Source organism: Actibacterium ureilyticum (assembly GCF_002285435.1).
Taxonomy (GTDB): Bacteria; Pseudomonadota; Alphaproteobacteria; order Rhodobacterales; family Rhodobacteraceae; genus Actibacterium_C; species Actibacterium_C ureilyticum.
In genome coordinates, this window is the sequence record NZ_NSBT01000026.1 from 72624 (window position 1) to 89659 (window position 17036).

The window sequence follows — 17036 nt, forward strand, 5'->3', positions numbered from 1 at the left end:
TTGTCGTCCGACAGAACCTAGCTTTCCGCCGCGTGATTTGCACGCCTGTATTTCCATACTGACGATGATATGAACGCAGAAATCCCCGCGGGTGAGGCCTGCGCACATCAGGAGCCCGGATGCCGGACCGTTTCAAATCGCTCGACCCTGACAATTGGCGGGATTTCCGCGCCACGGCGCACCGGATGCTGGATGCCGCGCTCGACCGGATGCAGGGGGCGGGCGACGGCCGGGTCTGGACGCCCTTGCCGCCGGACGCCAAGGCGCGCCTGACCGCGCCGGTGCCGGTGGACGGGCAGGGCGCCGATGCGGTGGCCGACCAGATCGCCGCGCTGCTGCCCTTTGGCGTGGGCAACACCCATCCGCGCTTTTTCGGCTGGGTCCACGGGGCGGGCACGCCCGGCGCGGTGCTGCCCGCGGTGGCGGCGGCGGCGATGAACGCCAATCTGGGCGGGCGCGATCACGGCGGGATCTATGTCGAACGACAGGTGCTGGACTGGTGCCGCGCGCTGATGGGGTTCCCGGCGGACAGCGGCGGGCTGATCGTGTCGGGCACCTCCATGGCCACGATCATCGCGCTGAAGGCCGCGCGCGACCGGCGGACGGATTTCGCCAGCCGCCGCGACGGGGTGGGCGGGCTGCGGCTGGTCGGCTATGCCTCGGCCCAGGCGCATTCGTGCAACGCGCGGGCTTTCGACATGCTGGGGCTGGGCAGCGACGCGCTGCGCGCCATCCCCTGCAATGACGCGTTCGAAATGGATCTGGACGCGCTGCGCGCTTCCATTGCCGCCGACCGGGCCGCCGGGCTGACCCCTTTCGCGGTGATCGGCACGGCGGGGGCGGTGAACATGGGCGCCATCGACGATCTGGACGGCATCGCCGATATCTGTGCCGAACAGGGTATGTGGTTCCATGTCGACGGCGCCATCGGCGCGGCGGGGCGGCTTTCCGACCGGCTGCGCCCGCGCCTGAGCGGGTTCGACCGCGCCGATTCTCTGGCCTTCGATTTTCACAAATGGCTGCATGTCGCCTATGACGCGGGCTGCGTTCTGGTGCGGGACGAAGGCGCGCTGCGCCGTGCATTCTCTGACCGGCCCGATTATCTGGCCCAGAACGAGCGCGGGCTGGCGGCGGGGGGCTTCTGGCCGGTGGATTACGGCCCCGAGCTGTCGCGGGGCTTTCGGGCGCTGAAGATCTGGGCGCATTTTCTGGAACATGGCACCGATGCCTTGGGCGCGGCCATCGACCGCAATTGCGATCAGGCGCAGTATCTGGCCGCGCGGATCGCCCGCGAACCGGCGCTGGAGCTGCTGGCGCCCGTGCCCTTGCAGATCGTCTGCTTCCGTTATGGCGAAGACGACGCGCTGAACGACGCCATTGTAGTCGCCTTGCAGGAAAGCGGTGTCGCCGCGCCCTCGACGACCAAAATCAACGGCAAGCTGGCCATTCGCGTGAACCTGACCAACCACCGCACCCGGGCCAGCGATCTGGATCTGCTGGTGGATGAGGTGCTGCGCTTGGGCGAAAGCCTGACCCGCGATTGACCCCGCCCGCGCGGTTGCCTATTCAGGCGCTGATTTTGCAAAGGTGTCCCCATGGCCGACAAACCCCGTTCCTTTCAGGAGATCATCCTGCGGCTTCAGACCTACTGGGCCGAGAAGGGCTGCGCGATCCTGCAACCCTATGACATGGAGGTGGGCGCCGGCACCTTTCACCCCGCCACCACCTTGCGCGCGCTGGGGTCCAAATCCTGGGCGGCGGCCTATGTCCAGCCCTCGCGCCGCCCGACCGACGGGCGTTATGGCGAGAACCCCAACCGCTTGCAGCACTATTACCAGTATCAGGTGCTGATCAAACCCAGCCCGCCCGATCTGCAGGACCTGTATCTGGGCAGCCTGGAGGCCATCGGCATCGACATGGATCTGCACGATATCCGCTTTGTCGAGGATGACTGGGAATCCCCCACGCTGGGCGCCTGGGGCCTGGGGTGGGAGGTCTGGTGCGATGGGATGGAGGTCAGCCAGTTCACCTATTTCCAGCAGGTCGGCGGGCATGACTGCAAGCCCGTGTCGGGCGAGCTGACCTATGGTCTGGAACGGCTGGCAATGTATGTTCTGGGCGTCGATCACGTGATGGACATGCCCTATAACGACCCGCAGACGCCCATCGCGCTCAGCTATGGCGACGTCTTCCGCCAGACCGAGGGTGAATACAGCCGCTGGAACTTCGACGTGGCCAACACCGACGTGCTGCTGAAGCAGTTCGAAGAGGCCGAGGCCGAATGCGAGGCGATCCTGAGCCACCCGTACGAGGACCCGAAAACCGGCAAACGCATCGTCATGGCGCACCCGGCCTATGACCAGTGCATCAAGGCCAGCCATCTGTTCAACCTGCTGGACGCGCGCGGCGTGATCTCGGTCACCGAACGCCAAGCCTATATCGGGCGTGTGCGGGCGCTGGCCAAGAAATGCGCCGATGCGTTCGTCCAGACCGAAGCCGGGGGCTGGCAGGCGTGACCGGTAAACTTCTTGCAGGTGGCATCGTGCTTTTCGCGCTGATCTTCGGCATCGGGGTCTATTACACCCAGGTCTATGCCTATTACGAACGTGTGTCGGACACCGCGCCGCAGGCGCATGTCATGCTGACCTCGGTCGTCAGCGGCGCGCCGGAGGAGGTGATCGCCGACGGGTTCGAAGGCATCGACGCCGAAAGCTCGCCCATCCGGTTCCGGGCCTGTTTCACCACGCCTATGTCGCTGGCGATGCTGTCGGAAACCTATGTCATCCATGACGACCCGGTGCCGCTGATCGCGCCCGGCTGGTTCGACTGTTTCGACGCCAAGACCATCGGCGCCGCGCTGGAAAGCGGCGAGGCGCTGGGGTTCCTGGGGCAGGAAAACATCACCTATGGCGTGGACCGTGTCGTCGCCGTCTTTCCCGATGGGCGTGGCTATGCCTGGAACCAACTCAATCATTGCGGCGAGGTCGTCTTTGACGGCAAGCCCGCGCCCGAGGGCTGCCCGCCCGCGCCGGAGAATTATTGATGCCTGATCTGCTGATCGAACTCTTTTCCGAGGAAATCCCCGCCCGCATGCAGGCGCGCGCCCGCGCGGATCTGAAAAAGCGCGTGACCGACGGGCTGGTCGAGGCCGGCCTGACCTATGCAGGGGCAGAGGCGTTTTCGACCCCGCGCCGGCTGGCGCTGGCGATCGAAGGCCTGACCGAGGAAAGCCCGACCCTGCGCGAGGAACGCAAGGGGCCCCGCAACGACGCGCCCGAAAAGGCAATCGAAGGGTTCCTGCGATCCACCGGCCTGAGCAAGGATCAGTTGCAGGTGCGCGACGACAAGAAGGGCCAGGTTTATTTCGCGGTGATCGAAAAGCCGGGCCGCCCCGCTGCGGCCATCGTGGCGGATGTGCTGGAGGATGTGATCCGCAACTTCCCCTGGCCGAAATCCATGCGCTGGGGCGCGGGCAGCTTGCGCTGGGTGCGGCCGCTGCATTCGATCCTGTGTATCCTCAGCCGCGAGGACGGGTCCGAGGTCGTGACGCTGGATGTCGACGGGATCGTGGCCGGCAACACCACCGAAGGCCACCGGTTCATGGGCAGCCAGCGCTTTGCCGTCACCGGGTTCGAGGATTACGCCGCCAAGCTGAAGAAAGCCCGGGTCGAGCTGGACCAGGACGCGCGCGCCGATCACATCTGGCACGAGGCGACCAACATGGCCTTTGCCCAGGGGCTGGAGGTGGTCGAGGATCCCGGCCTGCTGACCGAAGTCGCAGGGCTGGTCGAATGGCCCGTGGTCCTGATGGGCGAGATCGGCGCCGATTTCCTGGAGCTTCCGGCCGAGGTCTTGCAGACCTCGATGAAGGAACATCAAAAGTTCTTCTCGGTTCGCGACCCGAAAACCGGGAAAATCGTGCGTTTCGTGACGGTCGCCAACCGCGAGACCGCCGATAATGGCGCGACGATCCTGGCGGGCAACCAGAAGGTCCTGTCGGCCCGGCTGTCGGATGCGAAATTCTTCTGGGAAAACGACCTGCGTGTGGCCCATAGCGGGATCGAGGCCTGGACCGACCGGCTGTCGGCGGTGACCTTCCACAACCAGCTGGGCAGCCAGAAGGCCCGGATCGACCGGATCGCCACGCTGGCGGGGGACATTGCCCCCATCTTCGGGGCGGATGCCGATCTGGCGGTGCAGGCGGCGCAGGTGGCCAAGGCGGATCTGAGCTCGGAAATGGTCTATGAATTCCCGGAACTTCAGGGGCTGATGGGCCGCTATTACGCCCAGGCCGCAGGCCTGCCCGAAGCGGTGGCCGCCGCGTGCCAGGAACATTACGCTCCGCTGGGCCCGTCCGACGATGTGCCGACCGCGCCGGTGTCGGTCGCCGTGGCGCTGGCCGACAAGCTGGACACGCTGACAGGCTTCTGGGCGATTGACGAGAAACCCACAGGGTCCAAGGACCCGTTCGCCCTGCGCCGGGCGGCGCTTGGGATCATCCGGATCGTGCTGGGCAACGACCTGCGCCTGCCGCTGGAACGGCTGATCGACACCCAGCTTCTGGCGCATACCATCGCGCTGTCGACCGACACCGCCGAAGAGCGCGAGGTCTATTTCCTGCACGAGCTGGTCGACATGATCGCCCAGCACGGCGTGTTCGGCGCCGCGTTCCACGCGCTGATCGAGGCGTTCGACGGCAAGGACGAACCGTTCGAGGTCGAAGAGGGCAGCTTTCTGTCCGGCCTGCGCCAGAGCCTGCCAGAGAAAAGCGACGATCTGCTGGGGTTCTTCCATGACCGGCTGAAGGTGCACCTGCGCGACGAGGGCGTGCGCCATGACGTGATCGACGCCTGTCTGGCGATGCCGGGCAGCGACGACCTGTCGCTGCTGGTGACACGCGCGCAGGCGCTGCAGGCCTTTCTGGGCACCGATGACGGCGAGAACCTGCTGCAGGGGTTCAAGCGCGCCCACAACATCCTGACCAAGGAAGAGGAAAAGGATGGCGTGGAATACCGGTTCGGCCCGGATGTGAAATTCGCCGAAGCGGCCGAGGAAAAGGCGCTGTTTGCGGCGTTGGACCAGGCGGAGGGGGCGATCTCCTCGGCCATCGAGGCCGAGGATTTCGCCGCGGCCATGTCGCACATGGCCGCGCTGCGCGGCCCCATCGACGCGTTCTTCGAAGCCGTTCAGGTCAACACCGACAATCAGGCCGTTCGGCGCAACCGGCTGAACCTGCTCTATCGGATCAGCGCGATCTGCCTGTCGGCGGCCGACCTGACCCGGATCGAGGGCTGACGCCCGAAGCCACGGAAATCGCGCCTTCCCTTCTTGCCTCAAGCGGGGAAGGGCGTATGCTTCGCCGCCAGACGGAGGCGCCGCGGTGCAGAAACATTCCGAATTGTCCGAGTTCATCGAGATCACGCCAACCGCGCCGGTCGCGGTCAATCGCCATGGCGGGCGGGCGAAATGCCTGCAGCGTCTGATCCGGCTGGATCTGCCGGTGCCCACGACCGTTGCGCTGCCGTTCGAAACCGTGCATCGCATCGCTGCCGGTCAGATGGTGGATTATGCCCGCATCCTGCAGGGGTTCGGCCCCGCGCCGCTGTTGTCGGTGCGGCCCAGCTCCGAGGATCCCGATTGGGGCGGGCCGGGGGCGATCCTGAATATCGGCATGAATGCCGAACGCCACGCCGCGCTGACCAAAAAGATCGGGACCGAGGCCGCCGACCGGCTGTATCTGCGGTTCATTCAGGCCTATTCGGTCCATGTCGCGCGGCTGGACCCCGATGCGTTCGAGGCCGCGGCGAGCCTGGAGGGGGCGCTTCAGGCCTATGAGGACGAGACCGACGAGCCGTTCCCGCAGGATGTCGAACGGCAACTGGCCGAGGTTCTGCGGTCGATGGCCCGCGCGTGGGAGGGCACGACCGCCCGCCTGTTGCGCCAGGCCAAGGGCGCGCCGGCGGATGCCGGGCTGGGGCTGGTGGTGCAGCGCATGGCGCTGGGCGTCGGGCCGACCGAAAGCGGGGCGGGCGTGATCCAGTTCGCCGACGATGTGACCGGCGCGCCGCTGATCAAGGGCCGCTATCTGAGCCAGAGCCAGGGGCGCGCCGCGCTGACCCATGGCGAGGGCGCGCTTTACCTGACCCGCGACCCCCGTGGCCGGTCGCTGGAAGAACACGAGCCCGAGATCTTCGAGGCGCTGAAACACTGGGGCGCGCTTTGCCGGGCGCGCCTGCGCGAGGAAATGCAGATCGAGTTCGTGATCGAACACGGGCACCTGCATATCCTGGATGCGGTGCGGCTGACGCGCAGCTCGCGCGCGGCGGTGCGGATCGCCGTCGACATGGCCGAGGCGGGCATCATCCCCCAGGACGAGGCCGTGCTGCGGATCGCCCCGCGCGCGCTGACCGAGCTGATGCACAGCCAAATCGACCCGCGTGGCAAGCGGGACCGGTTCGCGCAAGGCATCGCCGCCAGCCCCGGCGCGGCGACGGGCCGGATCGTCTTTGGCTCGGCTGCGGCGCAGGCCAGCGCGGCGCGCGGGGAACCCTGCATCCTGGTGCGGCGCGAAACTTCGCCCGAGGACATTCGCGGCATGCACGCGGCCAGCGCGGTGCTGACCGAACGCGGCGGCATGACCAGCCACGCGGCGGTGATCGCGCGGGGGCTTGGCCTGCCTTGTGTGGTGGGGGTGTCGGACATGTCGCTGAAAACCCGCGACGGCACGCTGACATCGGCCGATGGCCGCGTCCTGCGCGAGGGCGACATCATCACCATCGATGGTAGCACGGGCCAAGCACTGATCGGCGCGGTCGACATGCTGGAGCCGGCGCTGGACGACCGGTTCCTGAAGCTCTTGCGCTGGGCCGAGGATGCCTGTGATATCGGGATCCGCGCCAATGCCGACACGCCCGCCGACGCGCGCACCGCGCTGCGGTTCGGGGCCGACGGGATCGGGCTGTGCCGGACCGAACACATGTTCTTCGAAGACGACCGCATGACCGTCATGCGCGAAATGATCTTTGCCGACAGCGATGGCGACCGCCGTGCGGCGCTGGACCAGTTGCTGCCGATGCAGCGCGACGATCTGGTGCATCTGTTCGAGATCATGCAGGGCAAGCCGGTCTGCGTGCGCCTGTTCGACCCGCCGCTGCACGAATTCCTGCCCCATGACCGCCACGGCATGCGCGCCCTGGCCGAGGCGCTGGACATGCCGCTGTCGAAGGTCACCCGCCGGGTCGAGGCGCTGACAGAGTTCAACCCGATGCTGGGCATGCGCGGTGTGCGGTTGGGCGTGACCATGCCCGTCATCTATGAAAGCCAGGCCCGCGCGATTTTCGAGGCCACCGTCGATGTGGCCCTGCGCGGCATCACAGTGGTGCCCGAGATCATGATCCCGCTGGTGTCCGCCATGCGCGAGGTCGAGCTGGTCAAGACCAGCGTCGATGGCGTGGCGGCGGCGGTGCGCAACGAACGCGGGGTGGATTTCGAATACAAGCTGGGCGTGATGGTCGAAACCCCGCGCGCCGCGCTTCGGGCCGACGATATCGCCCAGCATGCGGCGTTCCTCAGCTTCGGGACCAATGACCTGACGCAGATGGCCTATGGGCTCAGCCGCGACGATGCGGGGCGGTTCATGGCGTCCTATGTGCAAAAGGGTGTCTTCCCCGAGGATCCGTTCCACACGCTGGATGTCGAAGGGGTGGGCGAGCTGCTGCTGATCGGGGCTGAGCGCGGACGCAGCGCGCGGCCGGGCGTGGTGCTGTCGGTTTGCGGCGAACATGGGGGCAATCCCGAATCCATCGGCTTCTGCCGGAATGCGGGATTCGACTATGTTTCCTGCTCGCCATTCCGGGTGCCGGTGGCCCGTCTGGCGGCGGCCCATCACGCGTTGGCGGAAAATCGCCGACCAGACGGGGAACAATCCCGATAACAAAGGCTTGGCTGTCCATGGCCCGGCACCAACGCGCCGGATGGGCGTCAAACATGTTTCAAATTTGAAACAAGACCGTGTTGCGCTTTCGCCACAGGGGGTGGACCTCTGGAATCCTTTGATCTATGGAACAGCCGCTGCTGGCCCGTTGGCCAAGACTATCTGGGGGCACTTCGATGGTGCGTATATGGAATTCGGCGTTAAGCGCCTTGGCGCTTGTGTGCTTTTTTGCGCCTGCAACTCTGGCTGATGTGAGTCTTTCACAGGCCAACGATCCGACCGCGTCGCTGGACACACACCTGACGACCCTTCTGGGGGCCGAGAAAAAGGCGATGCGTTCGGTGAAAGGTCGGCAACTGGAAAAGCTGGTCGCGCCGGGCCGGGCCAAACCCGCCGGGACTGTGGCCACTGTCCGCTATGACCGGTCCTGGCTGTCGGGCCTACCTGCGGCCTCGGGCGGGGCGGAATGGGAATGCCTGTCCGAAGCGCTCTACTTCGAGGCGCGCGGCGAAAGCGTCAAAGGCCAGTTCGGCGTGGCCGAGGTGATCCTGAACCGGGTCGATTCCCCCAATTATCCCAACAGCGTATGCGGCGTTGTTAATCAAGGGACAGGGCGCAAGTTCCAGTGCCAGTTCACTTATACCTGCGACGGCAAGAAAGAAGTGATCAACGAACCCGCCGCCTATCGGCGCATGGGCAAGATCGCGCGCCTGGCGCTGGATGGCGCGGGCGGCAACCTGACCGCTGGTGCCACGCATTACCACACCAAGGCCGTGAGCCCGCGCTGGTCGCGCACGTTCCAGCGCACCGCCACGATCGGTGTGCACCATTTCTATCGTCAGCCCACCCGCCTGTCGAAGCGCTGAGCGCGGCGCAGGTCGCATCCCGTCGGACAAATGCCGCTTGCGGGGCGGTGGATCTGTGGGCGGGGGCTAGTCTGTGTGGCGGAAACCTGCGATATGGGGCGCTCGATGAGTGATGAAATCCGCCTTGCCTTTGCGCACCCCGCGGCCCGGGCCGAGGCCAGCGCGCCAGACACGCAACCGCGTGACCGGATTTCCCTGCGCGATCACGTGATCGCGGTCGAAATCGGCGCCTTTCAATCCGAACGTGGCACCACCCAGCGCGTGCGTTTCAACGTGGTGGTCGAGGTGCGCCCGCATGGCGACGATCTGGGCGACGATGTGGATCGCATCCTGTCCTATGACAAGATCACCGACGCGATCGAGGCCGAGCTGTCGCTGGAACGCCTGAACCTGTTGGAGACCCTGGCAGACCGGGTTGCCGAGCATATCCTGACCGACCCGCTGGCGATGCGCGTTTTCGTCCGGATCGAAAAGCTGGATCGCGGCCCCGGTGCGCTGGGGGTGGAAATCGTGCGCAGCCGCCCGAACGAGGGGCCGCGCGTGGTGCAACCCGCACCCGATGCCGAAACCGCGCTGCATCCGCGGGTGGTGTACCTGTCGAACGCGGCCATCGCCTCGCCCGATCTGTCGGTCTGGCTGGACCGTCTGGCCGCCGGGACGGTGCCCGCGGTGCTGTGCGTGGGCCCCGCCGATGCGCCCGCGCCGCAATCGCAGGCCGCGCTGGCGCAACGGCGCATCGACCTGCTGGCCATCGAACAGAATGCCTGGGTGCTGGCCGGGCGCGATCCGCGCTGCATCGTGACGGGAACGCGGACCGAGATCGACTGGGCCATGCATCACGGCCAGATGCTGGTCTGGGCGCCGTCCAAGATCGTGCTGGATGCGGTCGATGGCCCCTCGGCCTCGCCCCGCGACGCGCTGGCGCTGGTGGCATGGTTTGCCGATCACCTGGCCGCGTCCGAGCTGGTTCTGATCGGGGCGGGGGAAACGGTCCGGACCGACCTGCCGCTGCGGCATCTTTCCCCGGAGCAGGCGACAAGCGCGCTTTAGCCCGCTTGCCATTCCCGGCCAGATCGCCAAAACAACTCTCATGCGTGTCTATTATCGCCCGCTGGTCCAGACCGGCCCCGACCGTCCCATTGATGCCCTGCCGCTGGCGGGCGGGACGCTGTGGTTCACCCATGCCGAGCGGTTGGAGCGGGGGGCGCCGGCCCGGTTCTGCCCCGCCAGCGAGCTTCCCGACGACATACGCGCCGCGCTGATGGCCCCGCGCGCGCCGGTTTGCGGTCTGGCCATGGACCGCCCGCGCCTGATGGGGATCCTGAACGTGACGCCGGACAGTTTCTCGGACGGGGGGCTGTTCGACGACCCCGAGGCCGCGCTGGCGCAGGGGCAGACACTGATCGCGGACGGGGCAGAGATCCTGGATATCGGGGGCGAGTCCACCCGGCCCGGCGCCGAACTCGTGCCCGCCGATCTGGAAACCCGCCGCACCGCGCCGGTCATCGCCGCGCTGCGGGCGGGGGGCATCACGACGCCCATATCCATCGACACCCGCAAATCCGACGTGGCGCGCGCCGCGCTGGAGGCCGGGGCGGACCTGATCAACGATGTGGCGGCCTTTACCTTTGATCCGAACATCGCCCGGCTGGCCGCTGACAGCGGCACGCCGGTCTGCGTGATGCATGCGCAGGGCGATCCGAAAACCATGCAGGACGCGCCGGACTACGCGAATGTCCTGCTGGATGTGTATGATTTTCTTGAGGAACGTGTCGATGCGGCGGTGGCTTCGGGTATCCCGCGCGACCGGGTGATTGTCGATCCCGGGATCGGTTTCGGCAAGACGCTGGATCACAATCTGGCGCTGATCCGGGGGCTGTCGCTGTTTCACGGGCTGGGCTGTCCGGTGCTGCTGGGCGCGTCGCGCAAGCGGTTCATCGGCACGCTGGGCGATGCGCCGCAGGCCCGCGACCGGATGCCGGGATCTGTGGCAATCGCGCTGGAAGGCGCGCGGCAGGGCGTGCAGATCCTGCGCGTTCATGATATTTCTGAGACCCGCCAGGCGCTGCGCCTGGCACAGGCAGTGTGGGGCAGTTCAACCGATGCGTGACAAGCTTTTTGGCACCGATGGCGTGCGGGGCCGCGCCAATACCGAACCGATGACCGCCGAGATGGCGTTGCGTCTGGGCGCGGCGGCGGGTCGGTATTTCCGGCGCAAGGATGGGGGCACCGAACACCGGGTGGTGATTGGCAAGGACACGCGCCTGTCGGGCTATATGTTCGAAAACGCACTGACGGCGGGCTTCACCTCGACCGGTATGAACGTGCTGCTGCTGTCGCCGGTGCCGACGCCCGCGGTGGGGATGCTCACGACCTCGATGCGGGCGGATGTGGGGGTCATGATCTCGGCCAGTCACAACGCGGCCGAGGATAACGGGATCAAGTTCTTTGGCCCCGACGGGTTCAAGCTGTCGGACGAGGTCGAGATCGAGATCGAGCGCATGATGCACGAAGGTGTCGAACTGGCACAGGCGCGCAATATCGGCCGGGCCAAGCACATCTATGACGGGCGCTATCGGTACAACGAACGGGTCAAGGGCAGCCTGCCGCGCGGCATGACGCTGGCCGGGCTGAAGGTCGTGGTGGATTGCGCCAATGGCGCCGCCTATCGCACCGCGCCCGAGGTGTTGTGGGAGCTTGGCGCCGATGTGGTGCCGATCGGAACGTCGCCCAACGGGTTCAACATCAACGAGAAATGCGGCTCGACCAGCCCCGACGCGGCGGCGGCGGCCGTGGTGGCGCATGGCGCGGATATGGGCATCTGTCTGGATGGCGATGCCGACCGGGTGATGATCATCGACGAAACCGGCCGGGTGGCCGATGGCGACCAGATCATGGCGCTGTTCGCCAGCCGCTGGGCCGAAGCCGGGCGGCTGAACGATGGCACGCTGGTGGCCACGGTCATGTCGAACCTGGGGCTGGAACGGTTCCTGCAGGAGCGCGGCTTGCGGCTGGAACGCACGGCGGTCGGCGACCGCTATGTGGTCGAGGCGATGCGCCGTGGCGGCTGGAACCTGGGTGGCGAGCAGTCGGGCCATATCGTGATGACCGACTATGCCACCACCGGCGACGGGCTGTTGGCCGGGGTGCAGTTCCTGGCGGCGATGGTGGAGACCGGTTTACCCGCCTCCAGCCTGGCGCAACAGTTCAAGACCGTGCCGCAACGGCTTGAAAACGTGCGCTATTCGCCAGAGATGGCGCCGCTGGACAACGCCGATGTTCAGGCCGCGATTGCCGCGTCCGAGGCCGAGTTGAACGGCAATGGCCGGCTGCTGATCCGCAAGTCGGGGACCGAGCCGCTGATCCGTGTCATGGGCGAAAGCGAGGATGCGGCGCGGCTGGATTCGGCCATTGCGCGGGTTGTGGCGGCGGTTCAGGGCGCGGTCTGATGCCTTAGCCCGCTGGTCGGAACACCGACCGCGCCAGCGCCCGCAGCGCCGCCCCCTGGCTGAGCGCGACGCCGAACAGGATCAGCGCCAGCGCGGCAAACAGGCTGGGCGGCAGTGCCTCGTTCAGGACCAGCGCGCCCAGCACCACCGACCAGACCGGCACCTGGTAATTGACCAGCGTCAGGAATGTCGGCCCGGCCGAGCGGATGACCAGCACCCGCAACAGGTTCATCGCCGCCGTCGACACCACGCCCATGAACAGCATCGCGGCGATGGGGGTGGCGCCGGGCAGGGGCGGGATGCCTTCATAGGCCAGCGAAAACGGCAGGGTGATCAGTCCGCCAAAGACCAGCATCAGCGTGGTCAGGCCGATGGGATCGACCGGCGGCAGGCGGCGGATGGTGATCGAATTCAGCGCATAGCACGCCGCAACGCCCAGACAGGCCAGCCGCCCCCACAGCTCCAGATCCGCGCCGCTGCTGGCCAGCGCGTCCGGCCCGATCAGCAGCCAGACCCCCGCCACGCCCAGCATGACACCCAAAACGGCCCGGGGCCGCATCCGTTCGCCCGCGACCATGAAATGCGCCAGCGGCAGCACGAAGATCGGCACGGCCGCCATCGCGGTGCCCGCAAAGCCCGAGGTTACATGCTGCTGCCCCCAGTTGAGCAGCAGGAACGGGATCCCCGAACTGACCGCCCCGGCCCAGATCAGCGCGATCCAGGTCGGGCGGCGGTTGGCATCCAGCGCCAGCCGGAACCCGGTCGCGGCCCAGGCCACCGCCATCACGGCCGCCCCCACAAAGAGCCGCAGGCTGGCCAGCCAGAACGGCGGAAAGCCCCGTAGCGCGATTTCGATCACCATGAAGGTCGAGCCCCAGACAAAGCCCAGGATCGCGACCATCAGCCAGCTTTTGGGGGTGATCTGGGGCAGCGGGGTCATTCGCGTGTCACATGTCGTTGGGTCAAGGCTCGGCCCGACAAGACGGGTTTCGCGGGCCAAGGTCAAACGGTTTCGGTTCGGTCGGGACCGAAGCAGCCTTGGGTTGATCTGGCGCAACGTCAGGCGCGGCGCTGGCTGTCAGGCTGGGCGCGAAACAAAGGATGCGCGCAATGACCCTTCGGACGGATCAAACGGGCCTGAGCGATACCGATGTCGCCCGGCTGCAGGCGGAACACGGCCGCAACGTGCTGCCCCAGGGCAAGCAGGTGACGCCGCTGGAGGTTCTGGCGCGCCAGTTCAAGAGCGTGCTGATCCTGCTGCTGGTGCTGGCCGGGGCAGTGGCGTTGTTCCAGGGCGAGCGGATCGACGCCTTTGTCATCGCGCTGGTGGTGGTGCTGAACGCGGTGCTGGGCTTCGTTCAGGAATGGCGGGCGGAAACCGCGCTGGGGGCGTTGCAGGCCATGCTGACCCCGCATGCGGTGGTGCTGCGCAACGGGCGCGAGGTGGTGATCGACGCGCGCGATCTGGTGCCGGGCGATCTGGTGATCCTGCAGGCGGGCGATCGGGTGCCCGCCGATATCACGCTGCATTCCGTGCAGGCGTTGCAGGTGGATGAAAGCGTGCTGACCGGGGAATCGGTGCCCGTGCACAAGACCGAAGACCCCGAGGCGGCCGCGCTGTTCATGGGCACCACCGTCGTGCATGGCCGGGGCGAGGGGGTCGTGACCGCCATCGGGGCCAAGACCGCCTTTGGCCATATTGCCGATCTGACCGGCTCTGTCGGGCCCAAGATCACCAGCCTGCAACGCAAGCTGGGTGTGCTGGCGCAACAGCTGGGGCTGGCGGCGGTTCTGATCGGCGCGCTGGTGGTGGGGGTCGGCATGGCCGCGGGGCGGTCGCTGTCCGACATGTTCATGACCGGCGTGTCACTGGCCGTCGCCATGGTGCCCGAGGGGCTGCCGGCGGTGGTGACGATCACGCTGGCGCTGGGGGCGGCGGCGATGGCGCGCAAGAACGCGCTGGCCCGGCGGTTGCAGGCGGTCGAAACCCTGGGCGCGGCCTCGGTCATCTGCACCGACAAGACCGGCACGCTGACGGAAAACAAGATGACGGTCGCGGCGATCTGGACCCCGGCCGGGGAGTATACGGTCACCGGCACCGGCTATGACCCTGCGGGCCATATCGAACGGGACGGCCAGCGGGTGCGCGCGGCCGACGATGCGCGGCTGGCGGCGCTGCTGCGGGCCGGTGTGGTGTGCAACCATGCCACCCTGCGCCGGGTGGGCGAAGACTGGCACATGGTCGGTGCCCCCACCGAAGGCGCGCTGATCACCCTAGCGGCCAAGGGCTGGTCCGAGGCCGCCGAGCACCGCCACTTGATCGCCGAGGCGCCGTTTTCCAGCGACCGCAAGCGCATGGCGGTGCTGGCCGATCATGGCGACGGGCCGGTCGTTTACATGAAAGGCGCGCCCGAGGCGGTTCTGGCGGCCTGCACCCAGGCGGATGGCCCGGACGGCCCGCGCCCGCTGACCGATGCCGACCGCGCGGCGATCCTGGCCGCGTATGAGGGGTTGGCCGCACAGGGCTATCGGGTGATCGCGCTGGCCATGCGCGCGGTGGCCGAGCCCGTGCTGCATGAGGGGGAACTGACCTTTCTGGGCCATGTCGGGCTGATCGACCCGCTGCGCCCCGAGGTGCGCGATGCGGTTGCCGCCGCGCGCGGGGCGGGCATTCGCGTGGTCGTCATCACCGGCGACAGCAGCGCCACGGCCACCGCGATTGCGCGCGATCTGGGGTTGGCGCCCGATCTGGTGCTGAACGGGGCGGATGTGGATGCCGCCGACGATGCCGCGCTGTCCCGCGCGGTGGCGGGCAACGTGCTGTTTGCGCGCACCCGGCCCGATCACAAGATGCGGATCGTGCAGGCGTTGCAGGCCCAGGACCAGATCGTCGCAATGACCGGCGACGGCGTGAATGACGCGCCCGCGCTGAAACAGGCCGATATCGGCGTGGCCATGGGCGTGCGCGGCACCGATGTGGCAAAGGGCGCCGCCGATCTGGTTCTGCTGGACGACAATTTCGCCACCATCGTTGCGGCCATTTCCGAGGGCCGCCGCCAGTTCGACAATGTGCGCAAATTCGTCCGCTATCTGCTGAGTTCCAACGCGGGCGAGGTGGTGGCGATCCTGCTGTCGATCCTGATGGGCGGGCCGCTGATCTTTCTGGCGACGCAGATCCTGTGGATGAACCTTGTGACCGACGGGGTGACGGCCGTGGCGCTGGGGATGGAGAAATCCGAAACCGGCCAGATGCGCGATCCGCCCCGGCAAAAGAACCAGCGCATCCTGGGCGGGCGCGGCTTGGTGGTGATCGGGCTGTTCGGTCTGTACACCGGGCTGGCCAGCCTGTGGCTGTTCCAGCACCTGCTGCCGCTGGGGGTCGATCTGGCGCGCACCGCTGCGTTCACGGCAATCGTGGTGTTCGAAAAGCTCAGCGTCTTTGCCTTCCGGTCGCTGCGCGCGCCCTGCTGGCATATCGGCTGGTTGTCGAACCCGTTCCTGCTGCTGGCGTTGACGCTGACCATCGGGGCGCAGGTGGCGGCGGTCTATTGGCCGCCCTTGCAGCTGTTGCTGCACACGGTACCCATCGGGATGGAACACTGGCAGATCATCGCCGCGTTGGCCGCGCCGCTTGTGATCGTTCCCGAGCTGGTGAAATCGGTGCGGATGCTGCGGGCGGGGCGGACGTGAAAAGGGCGGGCCGCTGTGGCCCGCCCCAAGGTCTTAGTTCTTTTCCTGGTCGACCAGCTTGCCGGCGGAAATCCACGGCATCATGCCGCGCAGTTTCTTGCCGGTTTCTTCGATCTGGTGCTCGTCGTTGATACGACGGGTGCCCTTGAAGAACGGCTGGCCGACGGCGTTTTCCTGCATGAAGTCACGCACGAACTTGCCCTTCTGGATGTCGGTCAGGATCTCTTTCATCGCCTTCTTGGTCTGCTCATAGGGCAGAACCCGCGGGCCGCTGACATATTCGCCGTATTCGGCGGTGTTCGAGATCGAGTAGTTCATGTTGGCGATGCCGCCTTCATAGATCAAGTCGACGATCAGCTTCACCTCATGCAGGCATTCGAAATAGGCCATCTCGGGGGCATAGCCCGCCTCGACCAGGGTCTCGAAACCGCAGCGGATCAGCTCGACCAGGCCACCGCACAGAACGGCCTGTTCGCCGAACAGGTCGGTTTCGCATTCCTCGCGGAAGTTGGTCTCGATAATGCCCGAACGGCCGCCGCCGATGGCCGAGCAATAGGACAGGCCGATTTCCAGCGCCTTGCCGGTCGCGTCGGTGTCGACCGCCACAAGGCAGGGCACGCCGCCGCCCTTGACGTATTCGCCGCGCACGGTGTGGCCGGGGCCCTTGGGCGCCATCATGATCACGTCGACGCCTTCTTTCGGCTCGATCAGGCCGAAATGCACGTTCAGACCGTGGGCGAACGCGATGGCCGCGCCCGGCTTGATGTTGTCATGCACGTATTTCTTGTACGTTTCGGCCTGCAGCTCGTCGGGCATGGTGAACATGATCACGTCGCACCAGGCCGCCGCTTCGGCGATGCCCATGACCTTCAGGCCTTCGCCTTCGGCTTTCTTGGCGCTGGCCGAGCCTTCGCGCAGGGCGACGACGACATTCTTGGCGCCGCTGTCGCGCAGGTTCAGCGCATGGGCGTGGCCCTGGCTGCCATAGCCCAGGATCGCGACCTTCTTGTCCTTGATCAGGTTGATGTCGCAATCGCGGTCGTAATAAACGCGCATGGTTTCAGTCCTTCCTTGGCGTGTTGATTGGCCGCAGGATAC

The 17036-nt window shown here is 66.7% G+C and carries 12 protein-coding genes; 10 read left to right on the forward strand and 2 right to left on the reverse strand.

Annotation, left to right across the window (positions count from 1 at the left end; all coding sequences use genetic code 11):
* Window positions 1-119: 119 nt before the first annotated feature.
* The 9 genes from CLM60_RS08955 to glmM all read left to right on the forward strand — a co-directional run bounded on the left by CLM60_RS08955 (window position 120) and on the right by glmM (window position 12248).
* Window positions 120-1544: a pyridoxal phosphate-dependent decarboxylase family protein gene (locus CLM60_RS08955; protein WP_095588828.1), complete on the forward strand. Its 1425-nt coding sequence runs from the start codon at window positions 120-122 to the stop codon at window positions 1542-1544.
* A gap of 51 nt (window positions 1545-1595) precedes the next feature.
* Entirely contained in the window at window positions 1596-2516 is a 921-nt protein-coding gene (locus tag CLM60_RS08960; RefSeq protein ID WP_095588829.1) for a glycine--tRNA ligase subunit alpha, read from the forward strand.
* Entirely contained in the window at window positions 2513-3043 is a 531-nt protein-coding gene (locus CLM60_RS08965; protein ID WP_245848318.1) for a DUF6446 family protein, read from the forward strand. The genes CLM60_RS08960 and CLM60_RS08965 overlap by 4 nt, the downstream gene beginning before the upstream one ends.
* Window positions 3043-5295 (forward strand): glycine--tRNA ligase subunit beta, encoded by a 2253-nt coding sequence (gene glyS / locus CLM60_RS08970; protein ID WP_095588831.1) that lies wholly within the window; start codon window positions 3043-3045, stop codon window positions 5293-5295. The genes CLM60_RS08965 and glyS overlap by 1 nt, the downstream gene beginning before the upstream one ends.
* Window positions 5296-5380: 85 nt before the next feature.
* Complete coding sequence (locus tag CLM60_RS08975; protein ID WP_095588832.1) at window positions 5381-7933, forward strand: putative PEP-binding protein; 2553 nt, start codon at window positions 5381-5383, stop codon at window positions 7931-7933.
* Between the two features lie 176 nt (window positions 7934-8109).
* Entirely contained in the window at window positions 8110-8799 is a 690-nt protein-coding gene (locus tag CLM60_RS08980) for a cell wall hydrolase (protein WP_095588833.1), read from the forward strand.
* Window positions 8800-8904: 105 nt separating this feature from the next.
* A complete protein-coding gene (locus CLM60_RS08985; protein WP_095589312.1) occupies window positions 8905-9849 on the forward strand; it encodes a dihydroneopterin aldolase in 945 nt (314 codons plus the stop codon).
* A 40-nt stretch (window positions 9850-9889) separates the two neighbouring features.
* Window positions 9890-10909: a dihydropteroate synthase gene (folP, locus tag CLM60_RS08990; protein WP_095588834.1), complete on the forward strand. Its 1020-nt coding sequence runs from the start codon at window positions 9890-9892 to the stop codon at window positions 10907-10909.
* Complete coding sequence (gene glmM, locus CLM60_RS08995; protein ID WP_095588835.1) at window positions 10902-12248, forward strand: phosphoglucosamine mutase; 1347 nt, start codon at window positions 10902-10904, stop codon at window positions 12246-12248. Before folP ends, glmM begins: the two co-directional genes overlap by 8 nt.
* A 4-nt stretch (window positions 12249-12252) precedes the next feature.
* Here the strand turns inward: glmM and CLM60_RS09000 are convergent, their stop codons facing one another.
* Window positions 12253-13188 carry a DMT family transporter gene (locus tag CLM60_RS09000; protein ID WP_176473837.1) on the reverse strand — a complete coding sequence of 312 codons (936 nt, stop codon included), beginning with the start codon at window positions 13186-13188 and terminating at the stop codon, window positions 12253-12255.
* Between the two features lie 170 nt (window positions 13189-13358).
* On the opposite strand from CLM60_RS09000, the gene CLM60_RS09005 reads away from it, so the two are divergent.
* The gene (locus CLM60_RS09005; protein WP_245848320.1) at window positions 13359-15938 is read left to right on the forward strand and encodes a cation-translocating P-type ATPase; all 2580 of its coding nucleotides are present in this window, start codon (window positions 13359-13361) and stop codon (window positions 15936-15938) included.
* A 33-nt stretch (window positions 15939-15971) separates the two neighbouring features.
* On the opposite strand, the gene ilvC is transcribed toward CLM60_RS09005, so the two are convergent.
* Window positions 15972-16994, reverse strand: coding sequence for a ketol-acid reductoisomerase (gene ilvC, locus CLM60_RS09010; RefSeq protein WP_036561870.1), 1023 nt, complete (start codon window positions 16992-16994; stop codon window positions 15972-15974).
* Window positions 16995-17036: the final 42 nt, after the last annotated feature.

Coding starts and splice junctions, on each gene's coding strand:
- CLM60_RS08985 (WP_095589312.1), top strand. CDS start 8,905: ATGAGTGATGAAATCCGCCTTGCCTTTGCGCACCCCGCGGCCCGGGCC.
- CLM60_RS08960 (WP_095588829.1), top strand. CDS start 1,596: ATGGCCGACAAACCCCGTTCCTTTCAGGAGATCATCCTGCGGCTTCAG.
- CLM60_RS09000 (WP_176473837.1), bottom strand. CDS start 13,188: ATGACCCCGCTGCCCCAGATCACCCCCAAAAGCTGGCTGATGGTCGCG.
- CLM60_RS08955 (WP_095588828.1), top strand. CDS start 120: ATGCCGGACCGTTTCAAATCGCTCGACCCTGACAATTGGCGGGATTTC.
- glyS (WP_095588831.1), top strand. CDS start 3,043: ATGCCTGATCTGCTGATCGAACTCTTTTCCGAGGAAATCCCCGCCCGC.
- CLM60_RS08980 (WP_095588833.1), top strand. CDS start 8,110: ATGGTGCGTATATGGAATTCGGCGTTAAGCGCCTTGGCGCTTGTGTGC.
- glmM (WP_095588835.1), top strand. CDS start 10,902: ATGCGTGACAAGCTTTTTGGCACCGATGGCGTGCGGGGCCGCGCCAAT.
- folP (WP_095588834.1), top strand. CDS start 9,890: ATGCGTGTCTATTATCGCCCGCTGGTCCAGACCGGCCCCGACCGTCCC.
- CLM60_RS09005 (WP_245848320.1), top strand. CDS start 13,359: ATGACCCTTCGGACGGATCAAACGGGCCTGAGCGATACCGATGTCGCC.
- ilvC (WP_036561870.1), bottom strand. CDS start 16,994: ATGCGCGTTTATTACGACCGCGATTGCGACATCAACCTGATCAAGGAC.